The organism is Anoxybacillus sp. P3H1B, from assembly GCF_001560855.1.
GTDB classification, from domain to species: domain Bacteria; phylum Bacillota; class Bacilli; order Bacillales; family Anoxybacillaceae; genus Anoxybacteroides; species Anoxybacteroides rupiense.
In genome coordinates this window covers 1-17,305 of sequence record NZ_LPUG01000008.1, presented here as the reverse complement: position 1 = coordinate 17,305, position 17,305 = coordinate 1, and the positions used below count along the sequence as shown (strand labels likewise).

Below are 17,305 nucleotides of genomic sequence, written 5' to 3'. Positions count from 1 at the left end.
TCTCATAAGCTTTAATAACTTCATATTTAAACTCTTCAGAATAATGTTTGCCAGACACAGAAAAACTCCCCCTAAGAGAAAACAGATTTTTATTTTTTAATCTGTCTACCTTAGGGGGAGCATATCATCACGTTTAGTCAGGTCCTTTGTTTATATATAAATCCAAGTTAATAAACGGACATATATTTCATTCCGTCTCGCAAGTCTGCACGGTCCTTATCGTATCGATTTGACAGTACCACTTCCTTAAGCCACTTCCAACTCCGTTCCATAAGATTGGGAGTAGGCGAGTAAGGCGGCAAGAAGAAAAGTGTCAGCCTGTCTTCGTGTTTAGTCAAAAAAGGACGCAGTGCACGGGCGTGGTGGTAGCGAGCATGGTCCAGCACCAGAATGAGATGCTTTTGCGGATGGCATGGAAGCAAGTATTTCAAGAACTGGTGAAATGTTTGGGTGTTACACGTGTCCGTTTCCATGCAGAATACCTCTCCTTCTTCTGGATTCACCGCGCCAAACAGGTGAAGTGTCGTCTGAGATTCAGAAACCGGCATTTGTTTTTGTTTTCCTTTCGGCTGCCAGGTGGCATGTAGGGTTTGGACATCACGGATATGGCTTTCATCTTCATATAACAGAACACAGCAGTCGGTCATCACGTTTTTTTTATCATGTTCAGCTCACTTTGGAAATTCTGTTGTTTTTGTTCGTTAGCTTTGATCAGGACATACGTCGGTCGCGTATAGCGAAAGCTGAGTCGATGCACCATGAGGCGAATACCTTCCCTTGACATTCCCACATGAAATCGGTTCATGAGAAAGGTTTGGATCAGTTTCGTATTCCAGTACGACTCTTGCGCAAACCCAAGTTCACATGGTGTTTGTTCACTCACGATGGCGATCCACTCATCTTGTTCTTCCAGAGACAAGTAGGTAGGCTTGTGCGAAGTGAAGTTCCGGTTCAACAACTGATCGAGACCGCCTTCTGAAAACAGACGAACGTATTCGGATACGCTTTTGCGATTCAAACCGAGGCAAGCAGCAACCTCAATGCCCTTGTATCCTTCCATCACCATCCGAATGGAAGCCACTCGCTTGTACTGCCATGTGTGTTTGGATTGTTTTTCTTGTTGGCGTAATGTATCAATGGTCCAGCCGTGTGTCTCTGTAATTTGCCAAGTTTTCATCTCTACCACTCCTGTCCGTCTATCCTATTTTCAGTGTAGACGGCTCAGAGACGAGATAACCGTATGCCCAAAAAAGAACTTGGATTTATATATAAATGATTTGGTGGTCAACGGCCGCTCTACAAACTTTTTTATCATGTACTTATTGTAGTAGAGGCCAAGATCAGAGATCCGGGGACTCATGAATGGATCTCGACAACCGACTGTTGCAAAATACGATCAGTTAGTTAAAGCTAAATACTCATACAATAAAAAAGGGACTTTTTCAAATGTTACAGATAAAAACTTATGGATAAACGGATAGGCTTCGCTCGAATAGGAATGTAGCAATTCACTCCACCATTCTGTTTCGTATCGAGAGATCATGCTTAAGTTATATAATAATAAATAATGAAATATAACCTCCTGTTTTTGAAATATCTCTTCGCGTTGTGTCGGAAGACGATATGTTTTCGTGCTCAAATCAAACATAAACGGTTCATGCTCTAATGATTTTAATTGATCAGTACAAATGGCTTTAATATAATTCCCCTCTATTTCAACAGATTCTTTTTGAATCCAGTGCCATTCTGGAATGACATGGCTTATGAAATGAGAAAATGTCATATGGTAATCGTCTAAAATAGTAACTGGAATGAGGATGCATTGTCGAAAAGGATCGTAATGGACTTTCCTTGATAGCTTAGCCCCATAGTAGACTTCAAACAATTCGTGAAGCTCGCTAATGCGCTTTAATAAAGAACGCATTTGAAATTTTTCTCCAGCCATATGTTTCACATGGAACATTTTTTCAGAAAAATGAGTAAACAATCCGTGCTTTTGAACTTTTACTTCGTCATTGAAAAAATTATAATTTTGTTTTTTTTGCTTTCTTGTTGAAACACCATGCGCTAAAACAGATGATGACATGGGATAATCAGCATCTACAGTAAGAATACAAGCTTTTAAAAGCTGGACCATTCCATAAAATAAAAGGACAGGTTGAATTGAGAGAGGAGCTGTTCGAGCTGTCAGATAAAAGCTTTGACCATGCTGTAAATAGTAAAGAAAAGCGTAGCCATTTGCATAACTTTTTTGTTTTGCGTCTTCTCTTCCCGTCTTGGAATAACAACGGTATAACAATTGTTGAACCATGCTTGTAGAATGGAAAGAAGAAAATTTCATCCAAACTTCCTCGCTATGTAACATTGACCATTCCCCTTTCGTTGAAATGATAAAATTGAAAGAAAAATCGAACATTTCCTTGATTCCTTGACAGTATTTTAACCAGTTGTTAAGCTACTAATAATATTTCCGGATGAGGAGGATAAAACATGTGGGAATCTAAATTTGTAAAAGAAGGATTGACCTTTGATGATGTTCTTCTTATTCCTGCAAAATCAGAAGTATTGCCTCGAGATGTAGATGTTAAAACTCAACTTACTCCAACGTTATCGTTAAATATTCCCATTATCAGTGCAGGGATGGATACCGTTACTGAAGCAGAAATGGCGATTGCAATGGCTCGCCAAGGTGGATTAGGAATTATTCATAAAAACATGTCAATCGAACAACAGGCAGAGCAGGTAGACAAAGTTAAGCGTTCAGAACGTGGAGTAATTACTGATCCATTCTTTTTGACTCCAGATCATCAAGTATATGATGCGGAGCACTTGATGGGCAAATATCGCATTTCCGGTGTTCCAATTGTTAATAATGAAACAGAACAAAAGCTGGTCGGCATTATTACCAATCGAGACTTACGTTTTATTCAAGATTACTCCATAAAAATTTCCGATGTCATGACAAAGGAAAACCTAATTACAGCTCCTGTAGGTACTACTTTAGAAGAGGCAGAAAAGATTTTGCAAAAATATAAGGTTGAAAAATTGCCTCTTGTTGACGAAAATGGCGTTTTGAAAGGATTAATCACGATTAAAGACATTGAAAAGGTGATTGAGTTTCCGAACTCAGCAAAGGACGAAAAAGGCCGTTTATTAGTTGGTGCTGCTGTTGGGGTAACAGCTGATACAATGATTCGTGTAAAAAAATTAGTTGAGGCCAATGTGGACGTAATTGTTGTAGATACGGCTCACGGCCATTCAAAAGGTGTTCTTGATACAGTACGAAAAATCCGCGAACAGTATCCGAAGCTAAATATTATTGCAGGAAATGTGGCTACGGCAGAAGCGACAAGAGATTTAATTGAGGCTGGGGCTAATATTATCAAAGTGGGAATTGGACCAGGTTCGATCTGTACGACGCGCGTTGTTGCTGGTGTAGGAGTGCCACAAATCACAGCTATTTATGATTGTGCGACAGAGGCGCGCAAATACGGTGTTCCAATTATTGCAGATGGCGGAATTAAGTATTCAGGCGATATTGTGAAGGCTCTAGCAGCTGGCGCTCATGCCGTAATGCTTGGAAGCCTTTTAGCTGGGGTAACAGAAAGCCCTGGAGAAACCGAAATTTATCAAGGCCGTCGTTTTAAAGTGTACCGTGGAATGGGATCTGTTTCAGCGATGGAAAAAGGAAGTAAGGACCGCTACTTCCAAGAAGATAATAAAAAATTTGTTCCGGAAGGAATCGAAGGCCGTGTGCCTTATAAAGGACCGCTTGCCGATACGATTTATCAACTTGTCGGTGGTTTAAGATCCGGAATGGGCTATTGTGGAACAAAAAATCTAGAAGAATTGCGCGAGAAGTCACAATTTATTCGCATGACAGGTGCAGGATTGCGGGAAAGCCATCCGCATGATGTACAAATCACAAAAGAAGCTCCAAACTATTCCATTTCATAATGATTTGCCTGTGGATGTAACATTAGTAGTTTTTTCAGTGTACAAGCTTTATATGAAAGTTATAGCGCGATTGGAAAGAAGCCGCTCCATTTTTTGACTGTCAGAGGCAAGTCATAGACTTGCCTTCGTCACGCCAAAGTGTGACAGAGAGACGAGCAACAAATGCATTTATCTGGAAGACGTTGTTGTTCGGCCACCTGACTGTCGAAATCGAATAGTCGCTTAGTCGAAGAAGAAGCGAAAATGTTAGCATGCCAAGTTGCATTTCGATCGCTTGAAGCGGAGGAAGGTTCCTCCGTCTATTTTTTTGTATAGGAGTATGTTACAATAACGTTTGTGTAAGGAGGGTGTAAAAGTGAAAAGAAAGAAAAGTATAATAATAGGATTAGTTTTAGTGTTCCTGCTAGCAACGGTTTTTCCATTGAATAAAAAAGTGGAGGCCGCACAGGATCCGATAAATATTGAAGCGGATGCGGCGATACTTGTTGATGCAGGATCAGGAAGAATTTTGTACCAAAAGAATATTGATACCGTTCTTGGAATCGCAAGTATGACAAAAATGATGACAGAATATTTGTTATTAGAAGCAGTGAAACAAAAACGTGTGAAATGGGATCAAGAATATACACCAAGTGATTATGTATACCGTCTGTCACAAGATCGCGATCTATCTAATGTTCCACTAAGAAAAGATGGAAAGTATACCGTTCTTGAGCTTTATGAGGCAATGGCGATCTATTCTGCTAATGCCGCTGCAGTTGCTATCGCTGAAATTGTAGGCGGTTCAGAGGAAAACTTCGTCAGAATGATGAATGAAAAAGCGAAAAAACTGGGGTTACAAGGTTATAAATTTGTCAATGCGACAGGACTAAGCAATCAAGATTTACAAGGATTTCATCCACAAGGAACAGAAGCAAGCGAAGAAAATGTTATGTCAGCTCGTGCTGTTGCTACGTTAGCTTACCATTTACTTAAAGAGTATCCTGAAGTGTTAGAAACCTCGAGCATAACGAAAAAAACATTTAGAGAAGGCACAGACGACCAAATTAAAATGGACAATTGGAACTGGATGCTGCCAGGTCTTGTTTATGGCTATGAGGGAGTAGACGGATTGAAAACAGGATATACAGATTTTGCTGGCTACTGCTTTACAGGAACGGCGGAGAAAAACGGTGTTCGCTTTATTACGGTTGTTATGAATGCAAAAAGCAATGGCAAATCGACCATTAATGCTCGATTCGAGCAAACGAGAAAGCTATTGGATTATGCGTTCAGTAACTATTCATTAAAGGAACTTTATCCAGCAGGGTATCAACAAAAAGGTGACGCTACTTTGCCTGTAACAAAGGGAAAGGAAAAATCAGTAGCTGTTGTCACGAAAAAAACCCTTTCTCTTGTCATAAAAAATGGGGAAGACAAAAACTATAAGCCAGTATATGTGTTTGACAAGAAAAAGCTCAATAAAGATGGAGAGTTAACAGCACCGATCAAAAAAGGCGAAAAAGTTGGATACATGACGGTGCGGTATACGGGAGCTAATGATGATGATTATTTGACACCAAATGGGAAAAGTGCCGTACAGGTAGATGTTGTAGCTAAACAAAGCGTGGAAAAAGCAAATGGATTTGTATTGATGATGAGAGGAATCGGCGGTTTATTCAGCGATATTTGGACAAGTGTGACAAAGACGGTCAAAGGCTGGTTTTAAAAAGCTTCCTCCTTAAGCAGGAGGAGCTTTTTACTTTTTTTATTGTGATTTTTAAAAAAATTGAGGTAAAATAAGAAAATGTAATTAAATTATTTCTTATCGCTTTTCTTTCTTTTTTCATGAAAAAATACGACTACATGAGGTTATTAGGAGGAATCACAAGTGGCTATTACAGGTACAGAGCGTGTCAAACGCGGAATGGCGGAAATGCAAAAAGGCGGCGTTATTATGGATGTGGTAAATGCTGAACAAGCAAAAATCGCAGAAGCTGCTGGAGCTGTAGCGGTTATGGCATTGGAGCGCGTGCCAGCTGATATCCGGGCTGCAGGCGGTGTTGCTCGTATGGCAGATCCAACTGTAGTGGAAGAAGTAATGAAAGCTGTTTCCATTCCGGTAATGGCGAAAGCGCGTATTGGTCATTATGTGGAGGCAAGAGTTCTTGAAGCGTTAGGGGTAGACTATATTGATGAAAGTGAAGTTTTGACTCCTGCTGATGAAGAATTCCATATTGATAAACGCCAATTTACCGTACCATTTGTGTGCGGATGTCGAGATTTAGGGGAGGCAGCTCGTCGGATTGCTGAAGGCGTATCGATGCTGCGGACAAAAGGAGAGCCGGGAACAGGAAATATTGTTGAAGCTGTCCGCCATATGCGCAAAGTGAATGCTCAAGTGCGTAAAGTTGTGAGCATGAGTGAAGATGAGTTGATGACAGAAGCAAAAAATCTCGGCGCTCCGTTTGAAGTGCTGCTTGAGATTAAACGATTAGGCCGGTTACCTGTAGTTAATTTCGCAGCGGGTGGAGTAGCGACTCCTGCGGATGCTGCTTTAATGATGTACTTAGGAGCAGATGGCGTATTTGTAGGGTCTGGTATTTTCAAATCAGAGAATCCGGAGAAATATGCACGTGCGATTGTTGAAGCAACGACTCATTACGAAGACTATGAACTAATTGCTCATCTTTCTAAAGGGTTAGGCGGGGCGATGAGAGGAATCGATATTTCGTCGTTATTACCTGAACAACGCATGCAAGAACGCGGCTGGTAATCAAGGGAGAAGGTTAAGATGATAAAAATTGGTGTTTTAGGTTTGCAAGGAGCTGTCCGAGAGCACGTTCAGTCGATTGAATCGTGTGGAGCTGAAGCGACTGTCATCAAAAAAATGGAGCAGCTTCAAGAAATCGATGGTCTTATTATTCCAGGTGGCGAGAGTACGACGATGCGTCGGCTAATGGATCAATACGGTTTTATAATGCCGTTAAAGGAGTTTGCTGCACAAGGTAAACCCATCTTTGGAACGTGCGCAGGCTTGATTATGTTAGCTAAACGTATTGTTGGATATGATGAACCACATCTTGGTTTAATGGATATTACTGTTGAACGGAATTCATTTGGCCGTCAGCGGGAAAGCTTTGAAGCGGAACTGTCAATTACTGGAGTCGCTGATGATTTTATTGGTGTCTTTATTCGTGCACCACATATTGTTGAAGTTGGAGAAGAGGTAGAAATTTTAGCAAAGCACGAGGGACGAATAGTCGCTGCGAGACAGGGACAATTTTTAGGATGCTCTTTCCATCCAGAATTAACAGAAGATCATCGAATGACACAGTATTTTATAAATATGGTTAAAGAATCGATGGAATAAAACCATTGCATCTTGCCGAACCTTGTAGTACATTATTTTTATTAAAAGTGAATGAGCGTTAAAGTGATGAAAGGAAATAGTAGCAGGAATGTTTCTCTTCAGAGAATCGGTGGGTGGTGCGAACCGATGGGAAACGCTTGTGAATCCATCCTTGAGCGAAATGCCGAACGCTTGAACGCAAGTAAGCATTTCCGGTGTCAAGCCGTTACCAATTTGAGTGGAAGACATTTTGTCTTCAATTAGGGTGGCAACGCGGGTTACTCTCGTCCCTTGGTTTAATAAGGGGACGAGAGTTTTTTATTTTAGGAATAAAAAAGGAGGAACAAGAGATGTTAGATTTGAAATTTTTGCGCACGAATTTAGCGGAAGTGAAAGAAAAGCTGAAACATCGTGGTGAAGATTTAACGGATTTTACTCGTTTTGAAGAGCTTGATCAGAAGCGGAGGGAGCTCATTGCTAAAGCAGAGGAGCTAAAAAATAAACGGAACGAGGTATCTCAACAAATCGCTATTTTAAAGCGGGAAAAGCAAGATGCTGATCATTTGATCACTGAAATGCGTGAAGTTGGCGATCGCATTAAAGTGTTGGATCATGAATTGCGACAAGTCGAAGAGACGTTAGAGATGTTATTGCTTTCGATTCCGAATATTCCACATGAATCTGTGCCGATCGGGGAATCTGAAGAGAATAATGTGGAAATCCGCAAATGGGGAGAACCTCGTGCGTTTTCATTTGAAGCGAAGCCACATTGGGAAATTGCTGATCAGCTTGGCATTTTGGATTTTGAGCGTGCAGCGAAAGTGACAGGAAGCCGATTTGTATTTTATAAAGGATTAGGTGCTCGGTTAGAGCGAGCGCTTATTAGTTTCATGCTTGATCTGCATGTAGAAGAGCATGGATATGAAGAAGTGCTCCCTCCATATATTGTAAATCGTTCTAGCATGACAGGAACAGGTCAATTGCCCAAATTTGAAGAGGATGCGTTTCGAATTGAAAGCGAGGATTATTTTTTAATTCCTACGGCAGAAGTGCCTGTGACTAATCTGCACCGCGACGAAATTTTATCAGCAGAAGACTTGCCGCTCAACTATGTGGCATATAGTGCATGCTTCCGTTCAGAGGCCGGTTCAGCTGGCCGCGATACAAGAGGACTAATTCGCCAGCATCAATTTAACAAAGTGGAGCTTGTGAAATTTGTGAAGCCTGAGGACTCTTATGCGGAGCTAGAAAAATTAACGAGCCATGCTGAGAAGGTGCTTCAGTTGCTAGAACTGCCTTATCGTGTGATGAGCATGTGCACAGGTGATTTAGGATTTACAGCGGCTAAAAAATATGATATCGAAGTTTGGCTCCCAAGCTACGGCACTTACCGAGAAATTTCTTCTTGCAGCAACTTCGAGTCATTCCAAGCGCGCCGTGCTAATATTCGTTTTCGCCGAGATCCAAAAGCGAAACCTGAACACGTTCATACGCTTAATGGATCTGGTTTAGCTATTGGCCGGACAGTGGCTGCTATTTTGGAAAATTATCAGCAAGAGGATGGCACTGTCTTAATTCCAAAAGTGTTGCGTCCTTATATGGGAAATAAAGAAGTCATCCGATAATTATCGGATCAGGAGTAACAGCAAAAATAATAGAAAGATGACTTAAAATATCGGAGGCAAGTCACTGGCTTGCCTTCCGACTGTGATTTTTTATTGATGCCGTTCGTTTCTATTTACACAGCACAAGGATAGCAAGCGAATGAATTTTGTCTGGTACCACGATTATTTTCTTTATATTTCGAATATGGGGGAAAAGGATGAAAAGTATTGACGGATGTATTTTCGTATGGTAAAGTAATTCTTGTCGATAAGGAGGAGTACCCAAGTCTGGCTGAAGGGGTCGGTCTTGAAAACCGAGAGGCGTCGAGAGGCGCGCGGGGGTTCGAATCCCTCCTCCTCCGCCATCAGTTCGTTTAAAGCACCACTGCGCATAAATGGAGATTGTTATTCGAAACGATTCGTTACTTTATTGTAACGAATTTTTTATTTTGCGCTTTGCCCGCTTTATAAAAAACCGCCTCAGAATAGGCGGTTATCTTTTTAAACAGCGGTATTGATGAAGAATGTGAGCCATTTTTTCGATAATTGGCTCAATGGATTGATCGTCTTCCAATAGATCGTAGTCATTAATATTAATGCGAAGTACAGGGCAGGCATTAAAGCTATTAATCCATTGTTCATAACGATCATACATTTCTTTCCAATATTCTATTGGAGTTTGTTGCTCCATAGGCCGGCCGCGCTCTTGAATTCGCCGTAAAATTTCTTCAAAGCTTCCCTCTAAATAAATGACCAAATCTGGGTGAGGAAAATAAGGAGTCATCACCATCGCTTCAAATAAGCTCGTATATGTTTCATAATCGACTTTTGTCATTGTTCCTTTCTCAAAATGCATTTTGGCAAAGATGCCCGTATCCTCATAAATGGAGCGATCTTGCACAAATCCTCCACCATATTCGAAGATTCGTTTTTGTTCTTTGAATCGTTCGGCAAGAAAATAAATTTGCAAGTGGAAGCTCCATCGTTGAAAATCAGCATAAAATTTGTCCAAATATGGGTTTGTATCTACTTTTTCAAAAGAAGTGCGAAACTGTAGTGCTTTGGCAAGAGCTTTCGTCATTGTTGATTTTCCGACGCCGACCGTCCCGGCAATTGTAATGACAGCATCATGCGGAATATGATATTTTTCACGTAAGTTCATTGCAGTTAACTCCTTCTAATCCATTTTTGATTTGTTCAAATATGTAGAGTAAATCTGATTTACGCTGGACAAAATCAAGCTTGTCCCCATCAAAATGTAAAATAGGAATGTGCGGCTTTTCTTTTTTTAACAATTCCATTGTTCGTTCATACGCAATGGATAGTTCATGTAAATACAATGGATCGATCTTTTTTTCGATCTTCCTTCCTCTCATCTTGATTCTGTGTAGCAATGTATCGAGACTCGCATTGAGATAGATGATCATATTAGGCTCTGGCATATCATCCGTTAAGATGTGGTATATTTTTAAGTATTTTTGATATTGATCATATCTTAATGTTCTTTCTGCAAAAATGAGGTTTTTTAGAATGTGATAATCAGCCACGACAGGCTTTTGTTTTTTCAGAAAATCGCGATTGATATCTTCTAATTGCTTATAGCGATTGCAGAGAAAGAACATTTCTGTTTGAAAGCTCCACTCTTCAATATTTTCATAAAATTTCCCGAGAAATGGATTTTCGTCAACGATTTCTTTTAGTAAATGATAATGAAATTGTTCAGAAATAGCTTTGGCTAGCGATGTTTTTCCAACCCCAATCGGTCCCTCTACCGCAATAAACGGTACGATCCCCATGTGACGCCCCTCCTTGATCGTTCAAAGTCTATTTAGACAGACAGGTTTTATTTTAGCATATACGATAAGAGAAAAGGGAGAGATCAATAAAAGAAATAGCACTTGAATATCAAGTGCTTTCTACCTCTTTATAACATTGAAATTATCAGTGATGAGAAGCCAATTTTGTGGGAAATCTAAACCAAGCTTCCAATAGCTAACGCCCCTTAAGCCGAGCTCTTTGACTAAATCAAATTTGGCTTGTATGGAACGAGCATCTTCAAACCATACTTGATGATCGTTTCCGTTTTCGTCCCGATAACGAAAATGAGGGGCTTGTGCTTTTGAATCATATTCGATCGCAGCATGATAACGGTTGGCAAGACGGATTGCTTGTTGCGGACTAATAGCTTGGGCGTATTTCCCCCCAGGAACATATGGAAGCGTCCAATCATAGCCGTATAAATTTTGTCCCATCATAATTTTTGAAGCAGGCATTTCGGTGATCGCATACTCTAATACTTGTCGAACAGGACCGATTGGTGAAACGGGCATTGGCGGTCCGCCGCTATATCCCCATTCATAGGTCATAATCACAACGAAATCAACAATTTGGCCGTGAGCTCTATAATCGTGTGCTTCGTACCAGCGTCCTTTTTGTGTAGCACTTGTTTTTGGAGCGAGAGCGGTTGACATTAACCAACCTTCTCGATTAAATCGTTGTTTAGCTTTACGTAAAAAGGCGCTATATGCGTCTCGATCAGCGGGACGTAAATATTCCATGTCGAAATGGATATCACGAAAACCATACCGTTTGGCTGTAGAAACGATGTTTTCAAGAAATCGGTTTTGCAGTGCTTCGTTATTCAAGATAATAGATCCTAATTCATCGCTAAATTGGTCATTTTCAATATTGGTGATTACCATCATTAATGTTACATTATCAGCACGTGCAATAGAAGGAAAGTTATTAAGAAGCGGCTCTTTTAATGTTCCATCTCTTTGAATACGAAAGCTAAATGGGGCGAGGTATGTTAAGTATGGAGCAGCACTCCGCGCGCTTTCCTCCAAAACAGGAAGCACGTTCGCCGTCCGCGGCTCGACATATCCATTAAATTCAGCGTTTCTTTTTGGGAGCGGTGGAATATATAAACGCTGTCCAATTTGTAGAGGGGTGTTTATTTGTATACGATTGATTTGAGCAAGCTGTTGCGGTGTTGTTTGAAACTGTCTAGCGATTGACCAAAGGCTGTCTCCTGATTTTATCCAATAAAATCTCCCAACAATCGGAATGACGACGGTTTGGCCCACAACGAGTGAATTTGGCGTTTCAATTTTGTTGGCACGAATAATCTCTTCAGGAGTCGTATTGTAAGCTTGAGCAATTCCCGTCAGAGTTTGTCCTTGCTGTACAACATGAATTTGCATATATTCCCTCCTAGTTGCCTCTTTCCTTCTTCATATTTTATGATTAAGAAAAAAGCGAAATGACGGTTATTTTAGTGAGGGTTTAATCATGAATGATGAGTACTATATGCAGTTAGCGATTGAAGAAGCTAAAAAAGCAGAGAAAATAGGAGAGGTACCGATTGGGGCTATTATTGTAAAAAATGGTAAAATTATTGCAAGCGCTCATAATTTGCGGGAAACTGAGCAACGGGCTATTGCTCACGCTGAAATATTAGCGATTGATCAAGCGTGTGAGGCGATGGGGTCATGGCGTCTTGAAGACGCGACACTATACGTCACATTAGAACCATGTGCGATGTGCGCCGGAGCTATTGTTCTTTCAAGGATAAAGAGGGTGGTGTTTGGCGCGAGCGATCCAAAAGGAGGATGTGCTGGAACGCTGATGAATTTATTGCAAGAGTCCAGGTTTAACCATCAAACAGAGGTGGTAGGTGGTGTACGGCAAGAAGAATGCGGCCGTATTCTCAGCGATTTTTTCCGACAGCTAAGAATCAGAAAAAAACAGAAAGATGAAAAGACTGGCGAACATTCCAAATAAATTACCATCTGCATTCATTGCTTTTTTTAAAAAAAGACGATATACTTATATTTGCCGTGCTAAGTGGGGAGGTAGCGGTGCCCTGTACTCGCAATCCGCTCTAGCGAGACCGAATTCCTTCCCGAGGTTAGTATGTTGTGAGGTCTGTCTTAAGCAAGTGGTGTTGACGTCTGGGTCCCACGCAATGGGATTCCGTGAACCCTGTCAGGTCCGGAAGGAAGCAGCAGTAAGCGGATGCTCCCATGTGCCGTGGGGGAGCCTGGACTGAGCTAACTGCTTAAGCAACGCTTGGGGCAGCTAATCGACGGAAGGTGCACGGTATACCATACATAAGTCAATCTCACTCTTTACAAAGAGTGGGTTTTTTTATTTTGTTTTGTGTTTTGAAAAACGATTAAGACATTATATAATAAATAAGATAAGAGAAAAGAGGAGGGCCGTTTTTGTGACATATCAAGCGCTATATCGTGTGTTTCGGCCGCAGTTATTCGCTGATGTTGTCGGTCAGGAGCATGTAACGAAAACATTGCAAAGTGCCCTGCTTCAAAATAAAATATCCCACGCTTATCTTTTTTCTGGTCCACGTGGTACAGGTAAAACAAGCGCTGCGAAAATTTTGGCGAAGGCTGTAAATTGCGAGAGGGCGCCAGTAGCTGAGCCATGTAACGAATGTCCAGCTTGTGTTGGCATCACGAACGGTTCTATTCCAGATGTATTAGAAATTGATGCAGCATCCAATAATGGAGTAGATGAAATTCGTGATATTCGTGAGAAAGTAAAATTTGCACCTACTTCTGTACGATATAAGGTGTATATTGTAGATGAGGTGCATATGCTTTCGATCGGTGCTTTTAACGCATTATTAAAGACGTTAGAAGAGCCTCCAAAGCATGTCATTTTTATTTTAGCGACAACCGAGCCGCATAAAATTCCGCCTACTATTATTTCGCGTTGTCAACGCTTTGATTTTCGTAGAATTCAGCCTCATTCGATCGTTTCGAGATTAAGACAAGTGATCGATGCACAGCATATTAGGGCTTCTGATGAAGCGTTATTTGCAATCGCCCGCGCAGCGGACGGAGGTATGCGCGACGCATTAAGCTTGCTTGATCAAGCCATTTCCTTCAGCGAAGAAGAAGTATTGCTGGAAGATGTGCTTTCTATGACAGGAGCAGTATCTTCTTTTATGTTGACTGATCTTGTCCGAGCTGTTCACCAAAAAAATGTGGCGGAAGCTTTACGGCTTTTAGAGCAATTTATGGATCAGGGAAAGGATTCAAATCGCTTGATCGAGGATTTAATCTTTTATTATCGAGATCTTCTGTTATACAAGACAGCTCCAGATTTAAGCGGCATGATAAGAGAGGTGTTGGTGGATCAGGAGTTTCAGCAGCTTGCTCAAATGATTCCTGTGTCCTCTATTTACGAAACAATCGAAATTTTAAATAAAAGTCAGCAGGAAATGAAATGGACGAATCATCCACGTATTTTTTTAGAAGTTGCTTTAGTCAAGCTTTGTCATCAAGAGCACCAGTCTCCATCATTACCTGCAGCAGAAGACATGCGTCATCTGATAAAGAAAATCGAAAATCTGGAGACAGAGCTGCTTCGTTTGAAAGAACAAGGGATTTCTGCGCCACCTCAAGATTCTGTATCTGTCCAAACGAAAAAAACGACAAAACCATTGAAAACAAGCGGATATAAAACGCCTGTCGGCCGCATTCATGAAATATTAAAGCAGGCCACACACCAAGATTTATTATTAATTAAAAGCCATTGGGCAGAAGTACTCGATATTTTAAAAAAGCAAAATAAAGTATCACATGCTGCTCTATTGCAGGAAAGTGAGCCAGTTGCAGCAAGCCCTCAGGCATTTGTTTTAAAATTTAAATACGAAATTCATTGTAAAATGGCAGCTGATAATACGAACCAAGTAAAGGAAAACGTAGAAGCCATTTTGTTTGATTTGACGCAGCGTCATGTTGAAATGATCGCTGTTCCTGATGAAGAATGGGGAGCGATAAGAGAAGAGTTTATTCGTGAAAAAGGAATGCAAAGAGACAAAGAACCTCGGCGGGAGGAGGATCCGCTTATTGTGGAAGCCAAACGATTGTTTGGAGAAGATTTAATCGAAATTAAAGAATAATCTTAAAGGAGGAATTGATCATGATGCGTGGAATGGGAAACATGCAAAAAATGATGAAGCAAATGCAAAAAATGCAAAAAGATATGCAAAAAGCACAAGAAGAGCTCGCTGAAAAACAAGTAGAGGGAACAGCTGGGGGTGGCATGGTCACTGTAGTTGCAAATGGCCATAAGCAAATTTTGGAGGTGAAAATTAAAGAAGAGGTTGTCGATCCTGAGGATATTGAGATGCTGCAAGACTTAATTTTAGCTGCAACAAATGATGCGTTGAAAAAAGTAGATGAGCTGACAGCGGAAACGATGGGACAATTTACAAAAGGTTTAAATATCCCAGGCCTGTTCTAGGAGGATGTTTCATGCATTATCCAGAGCCGATATCCAAATTAATTGACAGCTTTATGAAATTGCCGGGAATTGGACCGAAAACAGCGGTGCGGCTCGCTTTTTTTGTCCTTGATATGAAAGAAGATACTGTATTAGACTTTGCTAAAGCGTTAGTAAACGCCAAGCGCAATTTGTCTTATTGTACGGTGTGCGGCCATATTACAGATAGGGATCCGTGCTATATTTGTGAAGATGAAAGACGGGACCAAACGACGATCTGCGTAGTTCAAGAGTCGAAAGATGTGATCGCAATGGAAAAAATGAAAGAGTACAACGGACTGTATCATGTCTTGCATGGAGCTATTTCTCCAATGGATGGCATCGGTCCAGAAGATATCAAAATTCCTGAACTGCTAAAGCGTCTTCAGGATGAAACGGTGCAGGAGGTTATTTTAGCTACAAACCCTAACATCGAAGGAGAAGCGACAGCTATGTATATATCAAGGCTCCTGAAGCCAACAGGCATCAAAGTAACCCGGATTGCTCATGGATTGCCAGTAGGAGGAGACCTAGAATATGCAGATGAAGTGACGCTTTCCAAGGCTCTTGAAGGTCGCCGAGAATTATAAGAAAATTTAGTTGAGGTGAGTCGCGTGCTTTGGCGACGCAAAGGATGGTTAAAAAAGCAATTCGATCAGCGATTAATTGAAGAACTGGAAGTAACGAGAGAGGAATGGATGAAACAAAAGCAGCTTATTGAGAAAAGCATAGAGCCTTCACAGGAAGTACTCATCGATGTAAAAATTGCTGAAGCGAAATATTTTTTTCTTATTCGAGAAGCAAAGCTTCGGCGTCTATCATTAAAAGGAGCGAGATAAGCTCCTTTTTTTGTTCTTTTTTTGTCATGTACGCATAATGTTGAAGTAGTACAAGCAATCTTTATATAAAGGGGCGGATATAATGGAACACAAAATGGTGATTACTTTGTTTTTTTGTGCCATTGTTCTTTTGTTGTTTGTGGGAACACCCTTAAAGCCCATTCGTTTTTTTGGTTACGGGGCTATTAAATTAATGATCGGAGCGTTATTTTTATTTGTTTTAAATGCTATTGGAACTTCTTTTAATATTCATGTACCCATTAACCTTTTAACATCATTTATATCTGGATTTTTAGGAATTCCCGGAGTGGCTGCTTTAGTGATTATTCAAAAATATATTCTTCTATAAAAGAAGTTACCTTCGACAAATACGATTTGAAAAAGAAATGATAGAGCTTTAGCAAGAGAAAAGTGACGTATATTTTCGAAGATCAGGGATCGCACGTGGTGATTATCCATTATTTTAATGAAAAATGCAGAATGATCTAGCTAAACATCCTAAACATCATCTTTTCTGCTTCTCTTCTTGAACAAGAACGCCAGCGGGCAAATTCATTTGCCCGCTAAATATTCGCTGTTCGAGAAAGGCATGCTTAAGCTTTCAGTCGGCAAACAAAGGGCTTGCTGACTGTGGCAGAAAAGCGAGAAATAGAGTGATTTCAATTGGCTTTTATCGGATGATTAACATGTGCTTGGTTAGAAATAAATTTTTTGCTACATAAACGCATAACGAAGCCCGAGTTTCGAAAAACAGTATAAACTTCATCTCTAAAAACAAATGCTAGCAGGGTAGGTCTATAGTAAGGAAAGCATTGTTCTTTACATTACGGCTGCGGAATAAAAGAACATTATTTTTTAGAAAAAGCTATTGACTCTTGTTTTATTATATGATAAATTAAAGAACGTCGCTGCTGATTCCGATAAAAAGCAGTTGACAGCAAACAAAGATATATGTAAAATATAAAAAGTGCAGTAAGTTCTTTGAAAACTGAACAAAACGAAGCGTTAATCGAAAAATTTCGGTATGGTCAACCGAAATTTAAATGATAGCCAATCAACTTTCTTTTGGAGAGTTTGATCCTGGCTCAGGACGAACGCTGGCGGCGTGCCTAATACATGCAAGTCGAGCGGACCGAATAGAAGCTTGCTTCTGTTCGGTTAGCGGCGGACGGGTGAGTAACACGTGGGCAACCTACCCGTAAGACGGGGATAACTTCGGGAAACCGGAGCTAATACCCGATAACCCTGAAGACCGCATGGTCTTTAGTTGAAAGGCGGCTTCG

17 protein-coding genes, 1 tRNA gene, 1 rRNA gene, 1 other RNA gene and 1 other annotated feature are annotated in these 17,305 nt (G+C 40.6%); of the genes, 14 read left to right on the top strand and 6 right to left on the bottom strand.

Annotated elements, in window-relative coordinates; all coding sequences use genetic code 11:
- Positions 1 to 167: 167 nt before the first annotated feature.
- The 3 genes from AT864_RS00225 to AT864_RS00215 all read right to left on the bottom strand — a co-directional run bounded on the left by AT864_RS00225 (position 168) and on the right by AT864_RS00215 (position 2,365).
- The gene (locus AT864_RS00225) at positions 168 to 647 is read right to left on the bottom strand and encodes an IS630 family transposase (RefSeq protein ID WP_082741621.1); all 480 of its coding nucleotides are present in this window, start codon (positions 645 to 647) and stop codon (positions 168 to 170) included.
- Positions 647 to 1,177: a winged helix-turn-helix domain-containing protein gene (locus AT864_RS00220; RefSeq protein ID WP_066145296.1), complete on the bottom strand. Its 531-nt coding sequence runs from the start codon at positions 1,175 to 1,177 to the stop codon at positions 647 to 649. Before AT864_RS00220 ends, AT864_RS00225 begins: the two co-directional genes overlap by 1 nt.
- A gap of 219 nt (positions 1,178 to 1,396) precedes the next feature.
- Entirely contained in the window at positions 1,397 to 2,365 is a 969-nt protein-coding gene (locus AT864_RS00215) for a YaaC family protein (protein ID WP_066145293.1), read from the bottom strand.
- Between the two features lie 125 nt (positions 2,366 to 2,490).
- Here AT864_RS00215 and guaB point away from each other — a divergent pair, with 125 nt between their 5' ends.
- From guaB to AT864_RS00185, 6 genes are all read left to right on the top strand, one after another.
- A complete protein-coding gene (gene guaB, locus AT864_RS00210; protein WP_044745783.1) occupies positions 2,491 to 3,957 on the top strand; it encodes an IMP dehydrogenase in 1,467 nt (488 codons plus the stop codon).
- 400 nt (positions 3,958 to 4,357) lie between these two features.
- Positions 4,358 to 5,665: a serine hydrolase gene (locus AT864_RS00205; protein ID WP_369815471.1), complete on the top strand. Its 1,308-nt coding sequence runs from the start codon at positions 4,358 to 4,360 to the stop codon at positions 5,663 to 5,665.
- 162 nt (positions 5,666 to 5,827) lie between these two features.
- Positions 5,828 to 6,712: a pyridoxal 5'-phosphate synthase lyase subunit PdxS gene (pdxS, locus tag AT864_RS00200; RefSeq protein WP_066145287.1), complete on the top strand. Its 885-nt coding sequence runs from the start codon at positions 5,828 to 5,830 to the stop codon at positions 6,710 to 6,712.
- 18 nt (positions 6,713 to 6,730) lie between these two features.
- Complete coding sequence (gene pdxT, locus AT864_RS00195; protein ID WP_066145284.1) at positions 6,731 to 7,309, top strand: pyridoxal 5'-phosphate synthase glutaminase subunit PdxT; 579 nt, start codon at positions 6,731 to 6,733, stop codon at positions 7,307 to 7,309.
- 57 nt (positions 7,310 to 7,366) lie between these two features.
- Positions 7,367 to 7,583: a binding site (T-box leader), on the top strand.
- Between the two features lie 55 nt (positions 7,584 to 7,638).
- Positions 7,639 to 8,913, top strand: coding sequence for a serine--tRNA ligase (gene serS, locus AT864_RS00190; protein ID WP_066145281.1), 1,275 nt, complete (start codon positions 7,639 to 7,641; stop codon positions 8,911 to 8,913).
- Between the two features lie 251 nt (positions 8,914 to 9,164).
- A tRNA-Ser gene (locus AT864_RS00185) sits at positions 9,165 to 9,257 on the top strand.
- Between the two features lie 128 nt (positions 9,258 to 9,385).
- Here AT864_RS00185 and AT864_RS00180 read toward each other — a convergent pair.
- The 3 genes from AT864_RS00180 to AT864_RS00170 form a co-directional block, all read right to left on the bottom strand.
- Complete coding sequence (locus AT864_RS00180) at positions 9,386 to 10,054, bottom strand: deoxynucleoside kinase (RefSeq protein ID WP_066145278.1); 669 nt, start codon at positions 10,052 to 10,054, stop codon at positions 9,386 to 9,388.
- Entirely contained in the window at positions 10,041 to 10,688 is a 648-nt protein-coding gene (locus tag AT864_RS00175; protein ID WP_066145274.1) for a deoxynucleoside kinase, read from the bottom strand. Before AT864_RS00175 ends, AT864_RS00180 begins: the two co-directional genes overlap by 14 nt.
- 120 nt (positions 10,689 to 10,808) lie before the next feature.
- Positions 10,809 to 12,095, bottom strand: a complete 1,287-nt coding sequence (locus AT864_RS00170; RefSeq protein ID WP_066145268.1) for a glycosyl hydrolase family 18 protein — start codon at positions 12,093 to 12,095, stop codon at positions 10,809 to 10,811.
- An 88-nt stretch (positions 12,096 to 12,183) separates the two neighbouring features.
- Between AT864_RS00170 and tadA the strand changes: the two genes are divergently transcribed.
- The 8 genes from tadA to AT864_RS00130 form a co-directional block, all read left to right on the top strand.
- Entirely contained in the window at positions 12,184 to 12,675 is a 492-nt protein-coding gene (gene tadA, locus AT864_RS00165; RefSeq protein ID WP_066145264.1) for a tRNA adenosine(34) deaminase TadA, read from the top strand.
- Positions 12,676 to 12,729: 54 nt separating this feature from the next.
- Positions 12,730 to 12,994: signal recognition particle sRNA large type (gene ffs, locus AT864_RS00160), an RNA gene on the top strand.
- A 126-nt stretch (positions 12,995 to 13,120) separates the two neighbouring features.
- The gene (gene dnaX / locus AT864_RS00155) at positions 13,121 to 14,821 is read left to right on the top strand and encodes a DNA polymerase III subunit gamma/tau (protein WP_066145259.1); all 1,701 of its coding nucleotides are present in this window, start codon (positions 13,121 to 13,123) and stop codon (positions 14,819 to 14,821) included.
- 20 nt (positions 14,822 to 14,841) lie between these two features.
- Complete coding sequence (locus AT864_RS00150; RefSeq protein WP_044745773.1) at positions 14,842 to 15,165, top strand: YbaB/EbfC family nucleoid-associated protein; 324 nt, start codon at positions 14,842 to 14,844, stop codon at positions 15,163 to 15,165.
- Between the two features lie 11 nt (positions 15,166 to 15,176).
- On the top strand, positions 15,177 to 15,773 hold the full coding sequence (gene recR, locus AT864_RS00145; RefSeq protein ID WP_044745772.1) for a recombination mediator RecR: 597 nt from the start codon (positions 15,177 to 15,179) through the stop codon (positions 15,771 to 15,773).
- Between the two features lie 24 nt (positions 15,774 to 15,797).
- Entirely contained in the window at positions 15,798 to 16,022 is a 225-nt protein-coding gene (locus AT864_RS00140; RefSeq protein ID WP_044745771.1) for a YaaL family protein, read from the top strand.
- A gap of 82 nt (positions 16,023 to 16,104) precedes the next feature.
- Entirely contained in the window at positions 16,105 to 16,371 is a 267-nt protein-coding gene (locus AT864_RS00135; RefSeq protein ID WP_066145257.1) for a pro-sigmaK processing inhibitor BofA family protein, read from the top strand.
- Between the two features lie 713 nt (positions 16,372 to 17,084).
- Positions 17,085 to 17,305, top strand: a 16S ribosomal RNA gene (locus tag AT864_RS00130); the annotation flags it as partial.